This is a genomic window from Brucella ciceri (assembly GCF_041930145.1).
GTDB classification, from domain to species: Bacteria; Pseudomonadota; Alphaproteobacteria; order Rhizobiales; family Rhizobiaceae; genus Brucella; species Brucella intermedia.
On record NZ_JBHEEV010000015.1, the window covers coordinates 17,611 to 36,185 of the forward strand.

The window sequence follows — 18,575 nt, forward strand, 5'->3', positions numbered from 1 at the left end:
CCCTCGGCAGCAATTCCGGGTACGAATCCAGCATCGTGAGTTCAACGTGAGTTCAGGGAGAGAGTTTCCACTATGCGTACTGAAACCGGCCAGACATTTCGTCTCGAAGATTACCGTCCGACCCCTTACGCCATACCCGAGACGAAACTGGATTTCTCACTGGAACCGGAAAAAACCAACGTCCGTGCGACCCTCACTATGGAACGCCGCGATGGCACCCCCGCCGGTACGCCTCTGGTGCTGGTTGGCGACGAACTGAAACTCGTCAGCATCGCCATTGATGGCAAGCCGCTCGCCGATAACAGCTATGTTGCAACGCCCGACCAGCTGGAAATCAGCGACCTGCCGGAAGGAAATCGCTTCACGCTTGAAATCGTGACGGAAATCAATCCGACGACAAACCGCCAGCTGTCCGGCCTTTATCGCTCCAGCGGTGTCTATTGCACCCAGTGCGAGGCCGAAGGCTTCCGCCGCATCACCTATTATTACGACCGCCCGGATGTGCTGTCAGTCTATACGGTCCGCATCGACGCCGACAGGCAAGCCGCTCCAATCCTTCTGTCCAACGGCAATCCGATCGACGGCGGATCGGTCGAAGGCAAGCCCGACCGGCATTTCGCCGTCTGGCACGACCCGCACCCGAAACCTTCCTATCTTTTCGCGCTCGTTGCCGGATCGCTCGGCGTCGTGAAGGATCACTTCACCACGCAGTCGGGAAAACCGGTCGATCTGGCAATCTATGTCGAACATGGCAAGGAAAGCCGCGCAGTCTATGCGATGGATGCATTGAAACGCTCCATGCGCTGGGACGAGGAGAAGTTCGGTCGCGAATATGATCTCGATGTCTTCAACATCGTTGCCGTGTCCGATTTCAACATGGGCGCGATGGAGAACAAGGGGCTCAACGTCTTCAATGACAAATATGTGCTGGCCGATCCAGAGACAGCAACCGACATCGACTATGCAGGTATCGAGGCGGTCATCGCGCACGAATATTTCCATAACTGGACCGGAAACCGCATCACCTGCCGAGACTGGTTCCAGCTGTGCCTCAAGGAAGGCCTGACGGTCTATCGCGATCACGAATTCTCCGCTGACGAGCGTTCGCGCCCGGTCAAGCGCATTACCGAAGTGAAGATTCTGAAAGCGCAGCAATTTCCCGAAGATGCGGGGCCGCTAGCCCACCCGGTGCGCCCGCGTGAATATCGCGAGATCAACAACTTTTATACGGCCACCGTCTATGAAAAAGGCTCGGAAGTGGTGCGCATGATCCGCACGATCATCGGACCCGATCTCTTCCGCAAAGGCATGGACCTCTATTTCGAGCGTCATGACGGAGACGCTGCAACCATCGAGGATTTCGTCAAGGTTTTCGCTGATGTTTCCGGCCAGGACTTTTCACAATTCGCGCTCTGGTACGATCAGGCCGGAACGCCGAAGGTAGAAGCCGCCTTCGCCTATGATGCGGCAAAGGAAACCTACACGATTGAACTTTCTCAGTCGCTTGGAGCCACGCCGGGGCAATCGGTCAAGAAGCCGATGCATATTCCGATCGCCTTCGGCCTTGTCGGGCCAGACGGCAAGGACATGGCTCCAGCTTCCATTGAAGGCGGTGATGTGCGCGGCGATGTCATCCATCTGCATCGCTCATCGGAAACCATTGTCTTTCATGGCATCAAGGAACGTCCTGTGCCGTCGCTGCTGCGCGGGTTCTCGGCTCCCGTCAACCTGACGGCGCCGTTATCGGACGATGACCGCGCATTCCTTGCCCTGAACGACAGCGACCCGGTCGCACGCTGGCAGGCATTGACCGGAATTTTCAGCCAGGTCCTGCTTGAAGGAGCCAAGCGCGTTCGCGGCGATCATGCACCGGCGATTGATGAGAGAAATGTGGAACTTGCGGGCAAGGTGGCGTCCGATGAGACGCTTGATCCGGCCTTCCGCGCGCTCTGCCTGACGCTGCCTACCGAAAGCGACATCGCGCGCGAAATGGGCAGCAATGTCGATCCGGACGCGATCCTTGCGAGCCGGAACCATTTCATCGATGCCATCGCCGCCCGCTATGCCGATGAATTTGCGAAGCTCTACGATGCCCTCAAACAGGATGGCGCCTTCTCGCCGGATGCTGATGCAGCAGGCAAGCGCGCCTTGCGAAACGCACTGCTCGACTATCTGAGCCGTCATGAAAAAAGCCAGCAACGCGCCGCCAACCAGTTCGCCGTTGCCGATAACATGACCGACCGCTTCGCGGCGCTGACCGTCCTGGTGCATCGCTTTGGGGATACGCGTGAAGCAAAGGACGCACTGGCAAGCTTCGAACAGCAGTTCGGCAAGGATGGGCTCGTGATGGACAAATGGTTCAACGTGCAGGCGAGCCGTCCCGGTGATGTAGCCTTGCAGGCCGTGCGCGACCTTACGAAACACGCCCTCTTCTCACTCGACAATCCGAACCGCGTCCGTTCATTGATCGGTTCGTTCTCCGCGTCCAACCCGACCGGCTTCAACCGCAAGGATGGTGCGGCTTACGAGTTCTTTGCCGACACGATCCTGTCCATCGACCCGGAGAACCCACAACTGGCGGCGCGGCTTCTGACTGCGCTCCGTTCCTGGCGTTCGCTCGAAGATACCCGTCGTGAACATGCCAGGGCAGCGCTGGCGCGGATTTCCGGCGCGGGCAAATTGTCGACCGACCTGCGCGACATCGTGGACCGCACTCTCGCCTGATTCGCGCTCCATCCTGCCGTCGTGATGATTCGCCCGTTCCGGTTGCTGATATGCTACCGGAACGGGGCTTTTCATGCGGACCAGGGCAAAGGAGGCGAGGCAGTCAGCTTTCATGAGTCTTTTCATGCGTTTAGCCGAATCAAATGCCACGCAGATTCCACTTAACAGCTTGAGATTCATGAATAAATTGGCCGATGAAATTCCCGATTTTTACGCCTCGTTAACGAATTCGCTGGACAGCGCGAATCACTTTTGATTCATTGATGTCATTCGGAGGTGGCGTATTCCGAATCACTTCACTCGCAGGGAATTCACGAGGGACCATTATATGGCGAGCACCGACGCGTATGGCGCGCCGGCGGGGACGCATTGCGAATCCGGTCGGAAAAGAAGAAAGGGCAAGCTTTCGGGCCATGTCAGTCTTCTTGCTGGTCCGGCCTATGGCAAATTCGTCTCGATCGAGCCTATCCTGCGACGTCTCGTACCTGCACTCATCATCATTTTCCTGATTATTCTCGGCGTTGCGCGCGTCTTTTCGATGCTGGCGTGGCGCGACGATATCGAGCAGCAGCACAAGGCATTTCTGTCGGCTGCAACGGCCAATCTTGCACAAATGGTCGAACGCGCTGCCAATGGCACCGATGCCGGAGCGCAGTTATCCGCGAAAGACATTCAGGACACGATGGCGGAGTTTCGCTCTCGCGGGCTGTCATCCCCGGGCATGACGCTTGCCGTCATTGACGGGCAATCGTCGGTGGTGGCGGCATCGGGTCCGGGCCCTGATATTTCCGGCAAACCGGTCGACACAATCCTGTCGGATGCGCAGCCGCTGTTCCTGTTTGCAGAGCGTGCAGGTGTGCTGAAAGTCACGCTGCAGGCCGAACCGGCATTCGGCGCCCTGTCGAAGCCGCTGTCCCTGCCCTATTCCATTATCGCCGTGGAACCGGAAAGCACGATCTTTGCGGAATGGCGCCGGGCCGTGTCGCTCAATGTGACACTCTTTGCCGGTACGACGGGCGTCATGTTCGCCATTCTCTACGCCTATTTCAGCCAGGCGGCGCGCGCTCGCGAGGCCGACGATCTTTCCGGCCAGATCCAGCGGCGTATCGATCTGGCGCTGGCGCGCGGCCGTTGCGGGTTGTGGGATTGGGACATGGCCCGCGGCCGCATCTACTGGTCGCGCTCGATGTATGAAATGCTGGGCTATGAAGCGCAGGACGCAGTGCTGCCATTCGGCGATGTGGCGGCAATCATCAATACGGAAGACGGCGACCTCTATTCCATCGCTGAACAGGCAGCGGCAGGCGATATTTCGCATGTCGATCGTGTCTTCCGCATGCGCCATGCCGATGGTTCATGGGTGTGGATGCGTGTCCGCGCAGAAATTGCGAGCGAAGGCGACCTCCATCTGGTCGGCATTGCCTTCGACGTCAGCGAACAGCACCGTTTTGCACAGCAGACGGCGGAAGCCGACATGCGCATCCGCGAAGCCATCGAGAACATTTCGGAAGCCTTCGTCCTGTGGGATTCCAACAATCGCCTCGTCATGGCGAACTCGAAGTTCAGCGAATATGCAGGCCTTCCGGTCTGGACGCTGAAACCCGGTGTGCCGCGCAACGAAGTCGACGCCCATACGCGCCCCTTTACCTTCGAGCGCCGCATGGCCAATGAGCATAACCGCGCCGGTGGCCAGACATTTGAACGGCAGTTGAGCGATGGACGCTGGCTACAGGTCAACGAACGGCGCACGCAGGATGGCGGCCTTGTCTCCATCGGCACGGATATTACCCAGCTCAAACTGCATCAGGAACGTCTGGTCGATAGCGAACGCCGCCTGATGGCGACCATTCACGACCTGTCGATTGCACGAAAGGGCGAGCGCGACCGCGTGCGCGAACTATCCGAGCTTGCGCGCAAATACGGTCAGGAAAAGGAACGCGCCGAGGCTGCAAACCGTGCCAAGTCAGAATTCCTCGCCAATATGTCCCACGAATTGCGCACGCCGCTCAACGCGATCATCGGTTTCTCGGAAATGATCCAGGCTGGCACATTCGGCCCGCTCGGCTCCGATCGCTACGAAGAATATATCAACGACATCCATACGAGCGGCAACTTCCTGCTCAACGTCATCAATGACATTCTCGACATGTCGAAGATCGAGGCCGGACATTTCTCGCTGGACCGCGAGGAAATCGATCTCTGCCCGCTCATCAACGAAACAGTGCGCATGATCTCGCTACAGGCGGATGAGAAGAATATTGCGGTCAATACGCGCATCGAAGACGCGATGCAGCTTTATGCCGACCGGCGTGCGATCAAGCAGGTGCTGATCAATCTTCTTTCCAATGCGGTGAAATTCACGTCCTATGGCGGGCAGATCACAGTGCGGGCACGCAAGACCGGCTCGGCCCTGTTCATGACCATTCAGGATACCGGCGTCGGCATTCCGAAATCGGCGATCAAGAAGATCGGACAGCCCTTCGAGCAGGTGGAGAACCAGTTCACCAAGACCCACACCGGTTCCGGTCTGGGGCTTGCCATCACCCGCTCTCTGGCCGAACTTCACGGCGGCTGGCTTCGCATTCGCTCGACCGAAGGCGTCGGCACCGTGGTTTCTGTCTGCATTCCTGACCGCAAGCGCGGTCTCGTTGGAAATGGCGCAGAAACTCACGCGGCTTGATCAGATATTCAAGAGCTTCTCGAAACTTGTCCGCACGTCGGTGGCAACTTCCGCCAGATGATGCTCGACACGCTTTATATCGGGCATGTCTGCTGCACGGCATAACAGATCGATCATGCCCGGAATGAACTCCTCGCGCTTCGCATCGCTTCCAAGGCACAGGCGGATCGTCTGGCTCAGATTGGTATAGAGGCGGTGCGCACTCACCAGATTGTCGGCAAGCGCCGGATCGGCAAAGGACGGGTCGAGCGCTGAAAGAATTTCTTCCGTACCCAGGGGGCGCGGCTTCCGGTCAACCCTGTTCGCCAGCACGGCAAATTGGGCAATGAACTCCAGATCGACAATGCCACCGGGCTTGAGCTTGAAATCCCAATCATCGGCAGGCGGTTTTTCCTGATAGATGAGATCGCGCATCTCACGCACATCCTTGGCGATCTTCTTTACATCACGCTGCGCGGAAAGGACCTCGTCTATCTCGCTCCTGATGTGCTCCATAAAGGCCGCGTCGCCGTGGATCGGGCGCGCGCGGGTCAGGGCCATATGTTCCCATGTCCATGCTTCGCTACGCTGATATTTACCAAAGGATTCGATATGGGTCGCAACCGGTCCCTTGTTGCCGGAAGGGCGCAGCCGCATATCGACTTCGTAAAGCACCCCTTCCGCCGTTGGCGCGGAAAGTGCTGCAATGAGCCGCTGCGTCAGGCGGATATAATATTGCGACGGTGCCAGCGGCTTTTCGCCGTCGGATTCATCCGTATCCTTGTCGTGATCATAAAGCAGGATCAGATCGACATCGGAACCAGCGGTAAGCTCACGACTGCCAAGCTTGCCCATCGCCAGAAGCGCGGCTTTTGCGCCCTTCACCCTGCCGTGTCGCCGTTCCAGTTCAGCCTCGACAACCTCGAAAGCCTTTCCGATCATCAGTTCTGCCAGATCGGAAAAAGCGCGGCCAGCCCGCACGCCGTCAATGGCGCTGGTGAGCAAGCGAATACCGATCAGGAAGCGGTGCTCGGCGGCAAAGATGCGCAACCGGTCCAGCACTTCCTCATAGTCGATCGCAGGCCCCAGAAACACGCGAAGGCGTTCCTCCAGATAGGCACGCGTGGGCATTTCGGAAAAGATAGCCGGATCAAGCAAACCGTCGAAAACATGCGGGTTTCGCGTGATGATTTCAGCAAGCCGGGGTGCGGCGCTCATGATCATCACGAGGAGATTCAGGAGGCGGGGATTGGATTGCAGCAGGCTGAAAAGCTGGATGCCCGCAGGCAGGCCTTTCAGAAAGCCATCAAAACGGAGCAACGCCTCGTCGGCACGTTTGGTCTCGGCAAAAGCCTTGAGCAGGGCTGGCGTAAGTTCGGTCAGACGCTCACGCGCTTCGGCAGATTGGGTCGCGCGATAACGCCCGAAGTGCCATGTACGGATCACGCGGCATATATCGCTCGGACGCTCATAGCCCATAGCGGCGAGTGTCTCCAGCGTACCCGGATCGTCCACATCGCCGGTAAAGACCAGATTGCCGGATGAGCTTCCAAGTTCGGGAGCCTGTTCGAACAGCGCCGCGTAGTGCTTTTCAACGATCCTGAGCGCGTCAAGAAATGCATCGGCGAAGACTGCCGGATCGGTATAGCCCATCATATGGGCGACACGCGCAAAGCCTTCATCGTCTTCCGGCAATATGTGCGTCTGTTCGTCGGCAATCATCTGGATGCGATGCTCCACATCGCGCAGGAAATAATATTCCTTCGCCAGAGCATCACGGGCCTTATCGGTGATCCAGCCCCGCTCCGCCAGTCTTGCCAGCATCGGCACCGTCTGGTTGCCCCGCAATTCAGGAAAGCGCCCGCCAGCGATCAGCTGCTGCGTCTGGACGAAGAATTCGATTTCACGGATGCCGCCGCGTCCAAGCTTCACATTGTGGCCGCGCACGGCAATATCGCCATGGCCCTTATGGGCATGAATCTGGCGCTTGATAGAATGCACGTCAGCAATGGCCGCATAGTCGAGATATTTGCGCCACACGTAGGGGGAAAGTTCCGCCAGCACCTGTTTTCCGGATTCGCGATCACCGGCAACAGGCCGCGCCTTGATCATGGCCGCACGTTCCCAGTTCTGGCCGCGCCCTTCGTAATAGTGAAGTGCCGCACCGACAGGAATGGCCAGCGGCGTGGAACCGGGATCGGGGCGCAGGCGAAGATCGACACGGAAGACATAGCCGTCACCCGTCCGGTCCTGCAGGATACGGACAAGGCGGCGCGTCAGCCGTGAAAAAGTTTCGACGCATTCATATGGATCGCCGATGGCCGGTCTGGTCTCGTCGATAAAGACGATAAGATCAATATCGGATGAGTAGTTGAGTTCACGTGCACCGAACTTCCCCATGCCAAGCACGATCCAGCCACTGTCCTTGTCGGGATGGTTGCGGTCAGGAAGTTTGATCTTGCCCGCGCTATCCGCATCGAGCAGCAGGAAGTGGACGGCAGCGCCCGTGCAGGCTTCAGCCAGATCGGTGAGCCAACCAGTCGTTGCCTGCGTGTCGAAGATACCGGCGAGATCGCAGAGGGCGATCAGGACATGTGCTTCGCGTTTCAAAACGCGCAAGCTTGTCATGAGCGAGGCTTCCGTCACGGCGTCGCTCGCAGCGCTGGCCGATATTTCCGACAAAATATCCTGCAACGCCGCCTCGGGCGTTTTTGCGACGATGCGGTCGAGAATGCGCGGATGGCGGGTCAGAGCTTCGCGAATGAACGGTGAGAGATCGAGAACAGCCGAAAGGAAACGGGCGGCTTCCACCTTTCGCAGCAAGGCAACGACGCCCGTAAGCTCCTCTTCTCCGGCGCGTGCTGCAAGGTCGGCTAAAAAACCTTCCGCCCTTGCGGGATCAAGCGGCGTCAAAGCACGAATATCTCTGTCGAAAAACTGTGCCTTTGCGTTTTCTGCCGCCATGATCCCCTCTTACGTCACGTTATTCCACCTTCTCCGATGGCAACGGGAACTCCAGAACAGCGCGCAGGCCCGGATCGTTGCCTTCAAGACGAAGTGCGCCACCGTGCAATTTCATCACAGCCTTGGCAAGGCTTAAACCGAGTCCAGAGCCGGGTTGTGTGCGGCTTTCCTCAAGGCGAACAAAACGTTCCGTCGCCTGTTCTCGTTTTTCCTCCGGAATGCCGGGGCCGTTATCGGCAACGATAATGCGGACCCCGTTCGGATCACGTTCCATCGAAAGACTGACGGTCGCGGTCCGCTCATCACCGCCCGCATATTTGATCGCATTATCAACGAGATTGGAAATCGTCTGCCCGACCAGTTCGCGGTTGATGTGAAGCGCTACTTCATCCAGATCCCCAAGCGTTAGATTCACGCCCGCATCTTCGGCGACCGGTTCGTACATTTCGGCCACGTCCCGAAGAATGGGCGCCACCGGCATGTTTTCGAGACTCTCCGATGAATAGCCCGCTTCAAGCCGCGAGATCATGAGGATTGCGTTGAAGGTACGGATCAGTTGATCCGACTCGCCAATGATGTCTTCCAAGGCCTCACGGTATTCCGGGCCAGCCTTCTTACCGGAAAGGGCTTCTTCCGCACGGTTGCGCAGGCGCGTGAGCGGTGTCTTGAGATCATGGGCGATATTGTCGGAGACCTGTTTCAGCCCTTCGTTCAATTCGAGAATCTTGCCGAGCATGACATTGAGATTGCCCGACAGGCGGTCGAATTCATCGCCCGAACCGTTGACCGGAAGCCTGCCCGTCAGGTCGCCATCCATGATGCGCTGTGAGGCCTTCGATACTTCATCGATGCGCTTCAAGGCGCGCCGTCCCACGAACAGCCATATCAGCAGCGCCCCGATTCCCATGATGCCCAGCGCCAGCATGAGCGACCGGCGGACCACGTCGCGGAACCGTTCCGGTTCGCCAAGATCGCGGCCAACCAGCAGCCGCATGCCGTTCGGCAAGGCGATCACGACCGCAATGGCGCGGTGTTCAGTCTCGGCGCCCTGCTCGCCGTAGCGCCGATATTTAAAATCACGTTCGATAACGCCATTCGTGTCCAGAACACCGGGTTCCACGCTTTCGACATTGCCCGCAAGGATGCGGCCAGTCGGATCAGCGACCAGATAGAGGTAGGCGCCCGGTTGGCGCGAGCGATAGTCGATGGTCCGCACAAGCTGCGGAATGCCGCCTCGCGCATAGCTCTTGCCGATGCTGCCTATTTCCTCGCCGAGCGACTGCTGTGTCTGTGCGGCCAGCATGGAGGCCGACAGATTGGTCATATAGAAGACCAGCGCCACCGCACCCACAATGAAGAGCAGCAGATAAAGAGTCGACAATCGAACGGCGGTGGTGCGCATGAGCGCGGAAAAGCGGCCCATCAGAGCATTTCTTGTTTAAACTGAATCATAGGAAACGCGCTTTCCTTTGTTTTTAAGCATGTCTTTATCCCAAAACCGGTTCTCACTTTTGGGAGACATGCTCAATCCACCTTGGCGGCTGTGGACTGTTTCGATTTGCCAGCCTTCAGCATGTATCCAGCGCCGCGCACCGTATGAAGCAAAGGAACGTCAAAGCCCTTCTCGATCTTCGAACGCAAACGCGAGATATGCACGTCGATCACATTGGTCTGCGGGTCGAAGTGGTAATCCCAGACATTTTCGAGCAGCATGGTGCGCGTCACGACCTGTCCGGCGTGGCGCATCAGATATTCGAGCAGGCGGAATTCGCGGGGCTGGAGGGTGATGTCGACATCCTGTCGGCGTGCAGTGTGCGCAAGCCGGTCAAGCTCCAGATCGCCGACACGATAGATCGTATCCGCCTCGCGCGGGCTGGAACGGCGCTGCAAAACCTCGACGCGGGCGAGCAATTCCGAGAATGCATAGGGTTTGGTCAGATAGTCGTCGCCGCCGGCGCGCAGGCCGGTAACGCGGTCATCCACTTCGCCCAGCGCGGAAAGGATCAGGACCGGCGTTTCCATGCCCTTGGCGCGCAAACCTGCCACCACGGACAGGCCGTCGCGCTTTGGCAGCATGCGGTCGACTACGAGAACATCGTAGCTTCCATTTTCGGCCAGCGCATAGCCGGTCTCGCCGTCACCGGCGATATCGGCGGAATGTCCGGCCTCGGTGAAGGCCTTCTCCAGATAGCGGGCCGCTTCGCGGTCATCTTCGATAACGAGAATCTTCATGGCGCTACTATAATAGTGTTTGAGGACAAGGCGATGCCAGGCGGTGCACCGCCTGGCATCGAATTTCTCAGAGCCTTGAGCAGCCGGTCATCATCCCTGATCGATCGGCAGGGCCACGAAGCGGCTCTGGTCGTTGCTCTGCAATTGCAGCAACACTGCCTTGCGACCCGACTTTTCGGCTTCGCTGATGGCGTTGTTGATGTCCTTGGCGCTCTTCACCGTCTGGTTGTTGACACTGACGATGATGTCGCCGGAACGGATACCGCGGTCGGAGGCATCGCTGTCGGGATCGACATCGGTTACCACCACTCCGTTACCGTCTTCGGACGGGGTCACGGTGAGGCCATAGGAGTCGAGGGTCTCGTTCTGGCCGCCGCCATTGTCGGTCGAAGGGTTGGCCGACTTGCCCATATCGCCAGGCATCGCTTCGATGGTGACGCTGATTTCCTCGGCCTTGTTCTTGCGCCAGACGGTCAGAGCCGCCTTTTCACCGGGAGCAACGCCCGCAACCTTGCGTGCCAGATCACGAGTGTCCTGCACGGTTTCGCCGTTGACTGCCGTGATCACGTCGCCGGACTGGATGCCAGCCTTGGCAGCCGGACCATCCTTCTGCGGCGAAGCGACCAGTGCGCCCTTCTCTTCGGCAAGGCCGAGCGAAGCCGCGATATCCTTCGTCACCGGCTGGATCTGTACGCCAATCCAGCCACGTTCCACCGAGCCCTTCTTGATGAGCTGGTCAACGACCTGCTTTGCGGTCGAGGCCGGGATTGCAAAGGCAATGCCCACGCTGCCGCCCGAAGGCGAGAAGATGGCGGTGTTGATACCGATGACCTGACCCGACAGGTTGAAGGCGGGACCACCGGAGTTGCCCTTGTTCACGGCCGCGTCGATCTGGATGAAGTCGTCGTAAGGACCAGCGCCGATATCACGGCCACGGGCCGACACGATACCGGAGGTCACCGTACCGCCGAGACCGAACGGATTACCGACAGCCACGACCCAGTCACCCACGCGGATCTTGTTATCGTCGCCGAACGCGACATAGGTAAACTTCTGCTTCGGATCGTTGACCTTCAGCACGGCCAGATCGGTGCGCGGGTCGGTGCCGATCAGCTTGGCGTCGAGTTCCGTGCCGTCGTCCATGACCACACTATAGGCATCGCCGTCGGAAACAACGTGGTTGTTGGTTACGACATAACCGTCTTCAGAGATGAAGAAGCCGGAACCTTGAGCAACCGGACGTTCGTGGCCGGGACGGGGACCGCGCTTGCCGGGGCCGCGACGATCAGGGCGCGCATCGGGACGTGCATCGCCGCGCGGGTCCATGCCAAAATCACGGAAGAAGCGCTTGAGCGGATGGTCGTCCGGAAGCTGATCGAAGCCCTGAGGGCCGGAGAACTGGCCGCCGCCACGATCAGCAGTTTGCTGCACGTCCTTCTTGACGCGGACGCTGACAACAGCCGGACGAACCTTCTCAACGAGATCGGCAAAACCCGCAGCCTGCGGCGGCGGCGTTACCTGCACGGCATCCGCACGGGCGTCATTGAGCGCGCCGATAGGACCGGTCGCGACAAAACCACCGGCGAGAACGGCCGACAATGCAATCGCGGCAACGCCCTTGCGATAGTTGGAAATCCTGGCTCTGGACATCTATTTCTCCTTACGAGCAGTAATCCGGCCGCGGTCCTGATCATTCAGGAAACGTGGACCTGTGAAACCTTTATAGAGCGTAAGATAGTCAGGGCTACCTTACCGCTCCGTTTCCACCACATGAAAGTTTCGTAAGGTTACGAACAACAAATGCCGGCGACCGGCGCCTATTTTCCGTCCAGCAGGCGCGAGAGTTCTGCCTTTTCGCTTTCGGTAAGCGGCTGGGGCGCCTCTCCCACCCGCCTGCGTCCGCGAAAGGCGAAAACCAGCGCTACAGCACCGATCAGCAATATGACGACCGGAAATCCCCACAGGAGTATGGTGCGCGCGTTGAGACGCGGCTTCAACAGCACGAACTCTCCGTAACGGTCGACGATGAAGTCCATCACCTGTTCGTCACTATCGCCTTCTTTCAGCCGGTCACGGACAAGAATGCGGAGATCGCGGGCAAGCTCGGCATTGGAATCGTCGATGGATTCATTCTGGCAAACCATGCAGCGCAGTTCACCGGAAATGGTGCGGGCGCGCTTTTCAAGCACTGGATCGGAGAGAACCTCGTCCGGATTGACGGCGAGCGCTGCCGTTCCCTGAAAGGCCAGGGCTGCGCCAAGCAGAAGTGCCGCAAATGCCGAGCGCGTTTTCATGCTGCGGCCTCCGCCTCTTGGCGAGCCGATTTGCGGCTGCGCGAAGGCGCACCCACCCGCAGGCGCCGGTCAGCCAGAGAAAACAGTGCACCCACCATCATGACGAGAGCCCCGTACCATATCAGTGTCACGTCCGGCTTCCACCAGATACGGACGACGACCGATCCGTCTCCCGGTTCGTCGCCAAGCGCGACATAGACCTGACTGAACCATAGCGTCTTGATGCCCGATTCAGTTGTCGGCATCTGGCGAGCCGGGAAGAACCGCTTGGAGGGTTCGATCTGTCCAAGGCTGCGCGAGCTGGAATCGAGCAGCGTGAAAGTACCGCGATTTTCGGTGAAGTTGGAGCCAGTCAGCGGGCGCAGGCCTTCAAAGCGCAGCGTATAATCCTGCACCCTGGCTGTATCGCCCGGACGCATGATCAGCACATTTTCCGTGCCGAAGGTGGTGACGCTCACGATGCCCAGTAGTGTCACGCCGAGCCCGATATGGGCAAGTGCGGTACCGAAAACCGAGCGCGGCAAACCCTTGAAGCGCGCAAACGCCTTGCTTGCGGAGACCTTGCCTATGCCAGCCTTGAGAACGAGGTCCGTCAGGCTGCCGAAAATCAGCCATGCCGCAAGCCCGATCCCGCAGGCGGCGAGAACCGATTTCGCCGATGTGCTCCACAGGACGATTGCCGCAGCCACGAGCGAGAGCGCGAAAGCCGTCATCAGCCGCTGCGAGACGCCGTAAAGATCGCCGCGTTTCCAAGCGAGCAGCGGGCCGAAGGGCACCGCGAACAGAAGCGGGATCATCAGCGGGCCGAACGTCATGTTGAAGAACGGTGCGCCAACGGAAATCTTGTCGCCGGTCATCACTTCCAGCAGCAGCGGATAGAGCGTGCCGATCAGCACGGTCGCAGCGGCGGTCGTCAAAAACAGATTGTTGAAGACCAGCGCGCCTTCGCGCGAAATCGGGTGGAAGATGCCGCCTGCCGTCAGGCTCTGCACCCGAAGCGCGAAAAGCGACAGCGAACCACCAATGAAGATGGCAAGGATAGCCAGAATGAAAAGGCCGCGCCCCGGATCGGTGGCGAAGCTGTGAACCGAAGTCAGAACGCCGGAGCGGACAAGGAACGTACCGAGCAGCGACAGCGAAAAGGTGAGGATCGCCAGCAGCACGGTCCAGATTTTCAGCGCCGAGCGCTTTTCCATGACGAGTGCTGAATGGAGCAGTGCGGTGCCGACCAGCCAAGGCATGAAGGATGCATTTTCAACCGGGTCCCAGAACCACCAGCCGCCCCAGCCAAGCTCGTAATAGGCCCAGTAGGAACCCATGGCGATGCCGCCGGTCAGGAACATCCATGCGACAAGCGCCCACGGACGCACCCAGCGCGCCCATGCAGCATCGAGACGCCCTTCGATCAATGCCGCCACTGCAAAGGAGAAGCAGACCGAAAAACCGACATAGCCGAGATAGAGCAGCGGCGGGTGGATCGCGAGGCCGATATCCTGAAGGATCGGATTGAGATCACCGCCCTCCATCGGAGCCGGAAAAATGCGGGTAAAAGGATTGGAGGTGAAGACGATGAACGCCAGAAACGCCACCCCGATCCAGCCTTGCACGGCGAGGACATTGGCGCGCAGCGTTTCCGGCAGGTTGCCGGAAAAAGCCGCGACCAGCGCACTGAAGAAGGTGAGAATGAACACCCACAGCAGCATGGAGCCTTCGTGATTACCCCAGACGCCAGTGATCTTGTAGAGAAGCGGCTTTTGCGAGTGAGAATTCTCGACAACATTCAGGACCGAGAAATCCGACACGACATAGGCATGGACAAGCACGGCGGATGCAAGGCAGATCAGCGCAAAGACTGCAATTGCCGTCGGCGCCGCGACTGACATGAGCTGTGTGTCGCGACGATGCGCGCCGACCACCGGCACGATCGATTGGACAATCGACAATGCCAGTGCCAAAACCAGAGCAAAATGGCCTATCTCGACGCTCATCTGCAGTCTCCATCAGGCACGCAACCGGACATCGCCGGTTGGACTGCCCCAACTGTTACTTGCCTTCCCAGACACCCTTTTCCTTCAGGCTGTCGACAAGGTCCTTAGGAATGTAATTTTCGTCGTGCTTCGCCAACACGTTGTCGGCGCGGAAAACCCCGCCATCACCGAAACGCCCTTCGGCGACGACGCCCTGCCCTTCGCGGAAGAGATCAGGCGGAATGCCCTCGAACACGACCTTCACGGTCTTGATCGTATCGGTCACCGTGAAACGCAGTTCGCTGCCCTCGCGGCTGACCGACCCTTCCTCGACGAGACCGCCGAGACGGAACCGCGAGCCCGAGGCCATGTCCTGTTCCGTCAGGTCGGCTGGTGTGCGGAAGAAGCGAATGTCCTGACTGAAAGCCATCAGCATCAGCCCGACCGCGACGGCCAGAACTGCCAGCGCACCGCCGATCAGGAACAGGCGCTTGCGCTTTCTCTGGCTTACGGTACGGGCGAAATTGGCCGCCGGTTTGCTTTTGCGTGCGTTGTCGTCTGCGGTCGCGCTCATTTTTGTGCGTTCCCTGCCTTTATATCTAGTCCAAGCCCGGCTGCGAAACTCTCAAGGTTCGACCGGCTTTCGCCTTCAAGGGCTGTCATTCCGCGATTGAGAGCGTCAAGTGCTGCATCGCGGCGATTGAGGATCATATAGGAGCGCACAAGGCGCTTCCAGCCTTCGACATCCCCGCTATTCTGGCGAAGACTTTCGTCGAGACGTTGAACCATGCCTTCGATCATCGCCTGCCGGTCTTCGGGGCTCATCGACGAAGCGGCATCGACATCGTCAGCCGTTGGCCCCTTCGGCTGCTGCTGAACGGCAGCGGGATCGCGAAGCCGGGCGATGGCCTGTTCAATCTGGCCGCGCCACGGCGCGTCGGCGGGGGCTTTGTCGAGGAACGCCTGCAGGCGGTTGGCCGCCAGATCCATGCGACCATCCTGCATCTCACCCTGCGCGAGATAGAATTGCGGGCGCACATCATTCGGTTCGAGATCGGCAGCCTTCCTGAAGAAACCTTCGGCCTCGGCGGTAACGGTGCCGGCTGAAGCGGTTGCCAGTGCTTCACCCAGCCCCAGAACGCGCGGGAAATTCTCACCCGCGATACGAATGGAGCTGCGATATGCATTGACGGCATCGGCAGCGCGGCCAAGCCGCAAGTAAATCGGCGCCAGCACATCCCATCCACGCACATCGTCGGGATTTTGTGCCAGATGCGCTTCGGCACGCGCTACCAGCTCATCGACAGAGCCACGATCCGCGCTTGCCGAAAGCCGCTCGGCGAGCGGCATGGACGGCATGTCCGGCTTTCCGAACAGCGGGTAGACGCCCCAGGCGACCAGCGGCACTGCAAGCACCGCAAGAAAAGCGAGCAACCGGCCCGGTGCCGTCTTGCCTGCGGCTTCGGCAGCTTCCCTTGCTGACTTTTCGGCGTTCAAAATGCGACGTGAAATTTCGATGCGCGCCTGTTCGGCGCTTTGCGGGTCGATCATGCCTCGGGCAGCGTCGGCTTCGACCTCGCGCAATTGGTCCCGATAGACCTCGAGGTCGTTCTTTTCAGCGGGCAAGAACGCCTGCTTGCGCCGCGTGAGAGGCAACAAAACAACCAGAGTGGCTGCCAATGTCAGTAATGCTGCAATAAGCCAGAATCCCATGGCTACGACTTAAGCGCAGCCAAGGGAAAAACCAACCACTACCTGCAGTAAGTTGCTGCCTAGGGCAATTCGCCGCAAAGGATGTCAGGTCAATGGCGTCCAGCTGCCATCCGGATTGCGACATGCAGTTCCGCGCGAAGTCTGCTGCGATCCGCCGATGGTGAAGCTGTGCGAATACTGGCGGCAATTCTGGGAGCCGACCTGATAAGGCTGCGCCGCTGTCACATCGCCGGAATTCGATCCGCTGCCGCTCCAGGATACAACCTTGCCCGCGGGCGAATATTCGAGCGCGCGATATTCGGCCTCGAGCGCCTTCTTTCGGTCGGCTGCATTCAGCTGGTTGGCCGAACTGCCGAGAAGACCATTGCCGAGCGGCGTCAACAGGCTGGTTTCCGGCTTCTGCGCCGCAGAGCCGCCGCCTAGCGAGCCAAGCCCGATCCCCTTGCCAGTGGTCGTGCCACAAGCTGACAATGCAAGCGCCACGGCAAACATCGTCGAAGCAACTGAAACCCGGTGAGAAGACAACCTGGATACCATTACCATAACAACCAGCCTTCATGAACAATTAGCACGCATACTATAACGGCATGCGGCTTTTCAATTTATCTTCTAGTTCGCTTTCAGCTAAAAACAACCGTCAATCTTCTGTCAGGGGCAACAGGACACGGACTCCCAGTCCGCCGAACGAACTCTTGCCCAGATGCAAGCCGCCCCCATATTCGCGGACGGTATCCTGTACGATCGCCAGTCCCAACCCGGTTCCCGGTTTCGTTTCGTCGACGCGGCTGCCACGTTTCAGCGCCGCCTCGATCTTGTCCGATGCCAGCCCCGGCCCGTCGTCTTCGATCAGGATTTCGAACCGGCGTTGCTCGCCGGAAACGGGGGAAAGCCTGATATTGATGCGTTTGCGGCCCCATTTGCCTGCATTCTCAAGCAGGTTGCCGACGATTTCTTCCAGATCCTCCCGTTCCCCTGCGAAGACCGCGTCAGGCAAATCGTTGCGGAACGTGACCTTGAAAGACGGGTTGAGCTTAGCCGTCACCCGCTGCATGCGCTCGAGAACCGGGGGCACAGGCGTGCGGAAAACAACGCTGTCGCGCTGCGCGGCAATGCGTGCGCGTTGCAGATAATGCTGTATCTGCACCTGCATCGCCTCACTTTGTTCCTGGACTATGCGCCCATGTTCGCCGCCCATGCTTCGTGCTTCATTGACCAGCACCGAAAGCGGCGTCTTGAGAGAATGGGCGAGATTGCCGACCTGTGTACGAGACCGTTCCATGATGCGGCGGTTGTTTTCGATCAGCGCATTCATTTCACTGGCGAGCGGCGCGATCTCGACAGGCAGCGACGTGTCGAGCTTTGACGAACGCCCCTCGCGAATGTCGGCCAGCGACTGGCGCACCTTGTCGAGCGGGCGCAGTCCGAACAGGATCACGGCTGCGTTGATGAGAATGCTTCCGATGCCGAAGATCGCCAGATAGGTCGCGAGGCTGGTTCTGAAATCGGATATTTCCTTGAGGACTTCGCTGAGATTGCCCATCACGCGAAAACGCGCAACCCGATTGGCGGCGTCCAGAACCACTTCGGTTTCAACGATGAAAAGTTCCTCGCCATGGAGACCGGGCAAGGTGTAGCTGCGCATGAAGGAACTGTCGAACGGGGCCTGCGAGACCGGCATTTCCGGCACGATGCGACCAAGCAGCGAAGGTGACTGCAGTTTTCCGGACAGGTTCGGCGTGACGGGGTCGACGGACCAGTACCAGCCGGAGAGCGGGCTGGAATAGCGCAGTTCTCCCAGTTCGGGCCGCCCCTGCAAGAAGCCTTCGCCCGACGTACTGACGGCGCCGACAAGGCTGAACAGATGGGCGGTCAGGAGCCGCTCGAAGTTGCTGCGCGCAGCTTCGCCGTATAGAGAGCCGATAAAGGTCGCGACCACCACAAGGGCCACGATGACCCAGATCGTTGAGAGGGTGACGACGCGGACCGCGAGCGAACGCAGCGGAGGAAAGACGCGAAGAAGCT

At 59.1% G+C, this 18,575-nt stretch carries 12 protein-coding genes; 2 read left to right on the plus strand and 10 right to left on the minus strand.

Going from position 1 to position 18,575, the window contains the following annotated elements:
* The first annotated feature begins 72 nt into the window (after positions 1–72).
* Positions 73–2,724: an aminopeptidase N gene (pepN, locus tag JNC63_RS20345; protein WP_374846720.1), complete on the plus strand. Its 2,652-nt coding sequence runs from the start codon at positions 73–75 to the stop codon at positions 2,722–2,724.
* 328 nt (positions 2,725–3,052) lie between these two features.
* Positions 3,053–5,404 (plus strand): PAS domain-containing sensor histidine kinase, encoded by a 2,352-nt coding sequence (locus JNC63_RS20350; RefSeq protein WP_374846721.1) that lies wholly within the window; start codon positions 3,053–3,055, stop codon positions 5,402–5,404.
* Here JNC63_RS20350 and JNC63_RS20355 read toward each other — a convergent pair whose 3' ends face one another.
* The 10 genes from JNC63_RS20355 to JNC63_RS20400 all read right to left on the minus strand — a co-directional run bounded on the left by JNC63_RS20355 (position 5,405) and on the right by JNC63_RS20400 (position 18,501).
* Complete coding sequence (locus JNC63_RS20355) at positions 5,405–8,347, minus strand: bifunctional [glutamine synthetase] adenylyltransferase/[glutamine synthetase]-adenylyl-L-tyrosine phosphorylase (RefSeq protein WP_374846722.1); 2,943 nt, start codon at positions 8,345–8,347, stop codon at positions 5,405–5,407.
* A gap of 19 nt (positions 8,348–8,366) precedes the next feature.
* Positions 8,367–9,773: a sensor histidine kinase gene (locus JNC63_RS20360; protein ID WP_374846728.1), complete on the minus strand. Its 1,407-nt coding sequence runs from the start codon at positions 9,771–9,773 to the stop codon at positions 8,367–8,369.
* A 98-nt stretch (positions 9,774–9,871) separates the two neighbouring features.
* A complete protein-coding gene (locus JNC63_RS20365) occupies positions 9,872–10,579 on the minus strand; it encodes a response regulator transcription factor (RefSeq protein ID WP_021587901.1) in 708 nt (235 codons plus the stop codon).
* Positions 10,580–10,669: 90 nt separating this feature from the next.
* On the minus strand, positions 10,670–12,229 hold the full coding sequence (locus JNC63_RS20370) for a Do family serine endopeptidase (RefSeq protein ID WP_113464561.1): 1,560 nt from the start codon (positions 12,227–12,229) through the stop codon (positions 10,670–10,672).
* Positions 12,230–12,396: 167 nt separating this feature from the next.
* The gene (locus tag JNC63_RS20375) at positions 12,397–12,873 is read right to left on the minus strand and encodes a cytochrome c-type biogenesis protein (RefSeq protein ID WP_121995833.1); all 477 of its coding nucleotides are present in this window, start codon (positions 12,871–12,873) and stop codon (positions 12,397–12,399) included.
* Positions 12,870–14,861: a heme lyase CcmF/NrfE family subunit gene (locus tag JNC63_RS20380; RefSeq protein WP_374846724.1), complete on the minus strand. Its 1,992-nt coding sequence runs from the start codon at positions 14,859–14,861 to the stop codon at positions 12,870–12,872. The genes JNC63_RS20375 and JNC63_RS20380 overlap by 4 nt, the downstream gene beginning before the upstream one ends.
* A gap of 55 nt (positions 14,862–14,916) precedes the next feature.
* Complete coding sequence (gene ccmE, locus JNC63_RS20385) at positions 14,917–15,414, minus strand: cytochrome c maturation protein CcmE (RefSeq protein ID WP_138725299.1); 498 nt, start codon at positions 15,412–15,414, stop codon at positions 14,917–14,919.
* Positions 15,411–16,553, minus strand: coding sequence for a c-type cytochrome biogenesis protein CcmI (gene ccmI / locus JNC63_RS20390; RefSeq protein WP_138725298.1), 1,143 nt, complete (start codon positions 16,551–16,553; stop codon positions 15,411–15,413). Before ccmI ends, ccmE begins: the two co-directional genes overlap by 4 nt.
* A gap of 84 nt (positions 16,554–16,637) precedes the next feature.
* Positions 16,638–17,096 (minus strand): RT0821/Lpp0805 family surface protein, encoded by a 459-nt coding sequence (locus tag JNC63_RS20395; protein ID WP_138725297.1) that lies wholly within the window; start codon positions 17,094–17,096, stop codon positions 16,638–16,640.
* A 94-nt stretch (positions 17,097–17,190) separates the two neighbouring features.
* The gene (locus JNC63_RS20400; protein ID WP_113464557.1) at positions 17,191–18,501 is read right to left on the minus strand and encodes an ATP-binding protein; all 1,311 of its coding nucleotides are present in this window, start codon (positions 18,499–18,501) and stop codon (positions 17,191–17,193) included.
* Positions 18,502–18,575 lie beyond the last annotated feature (74 nt).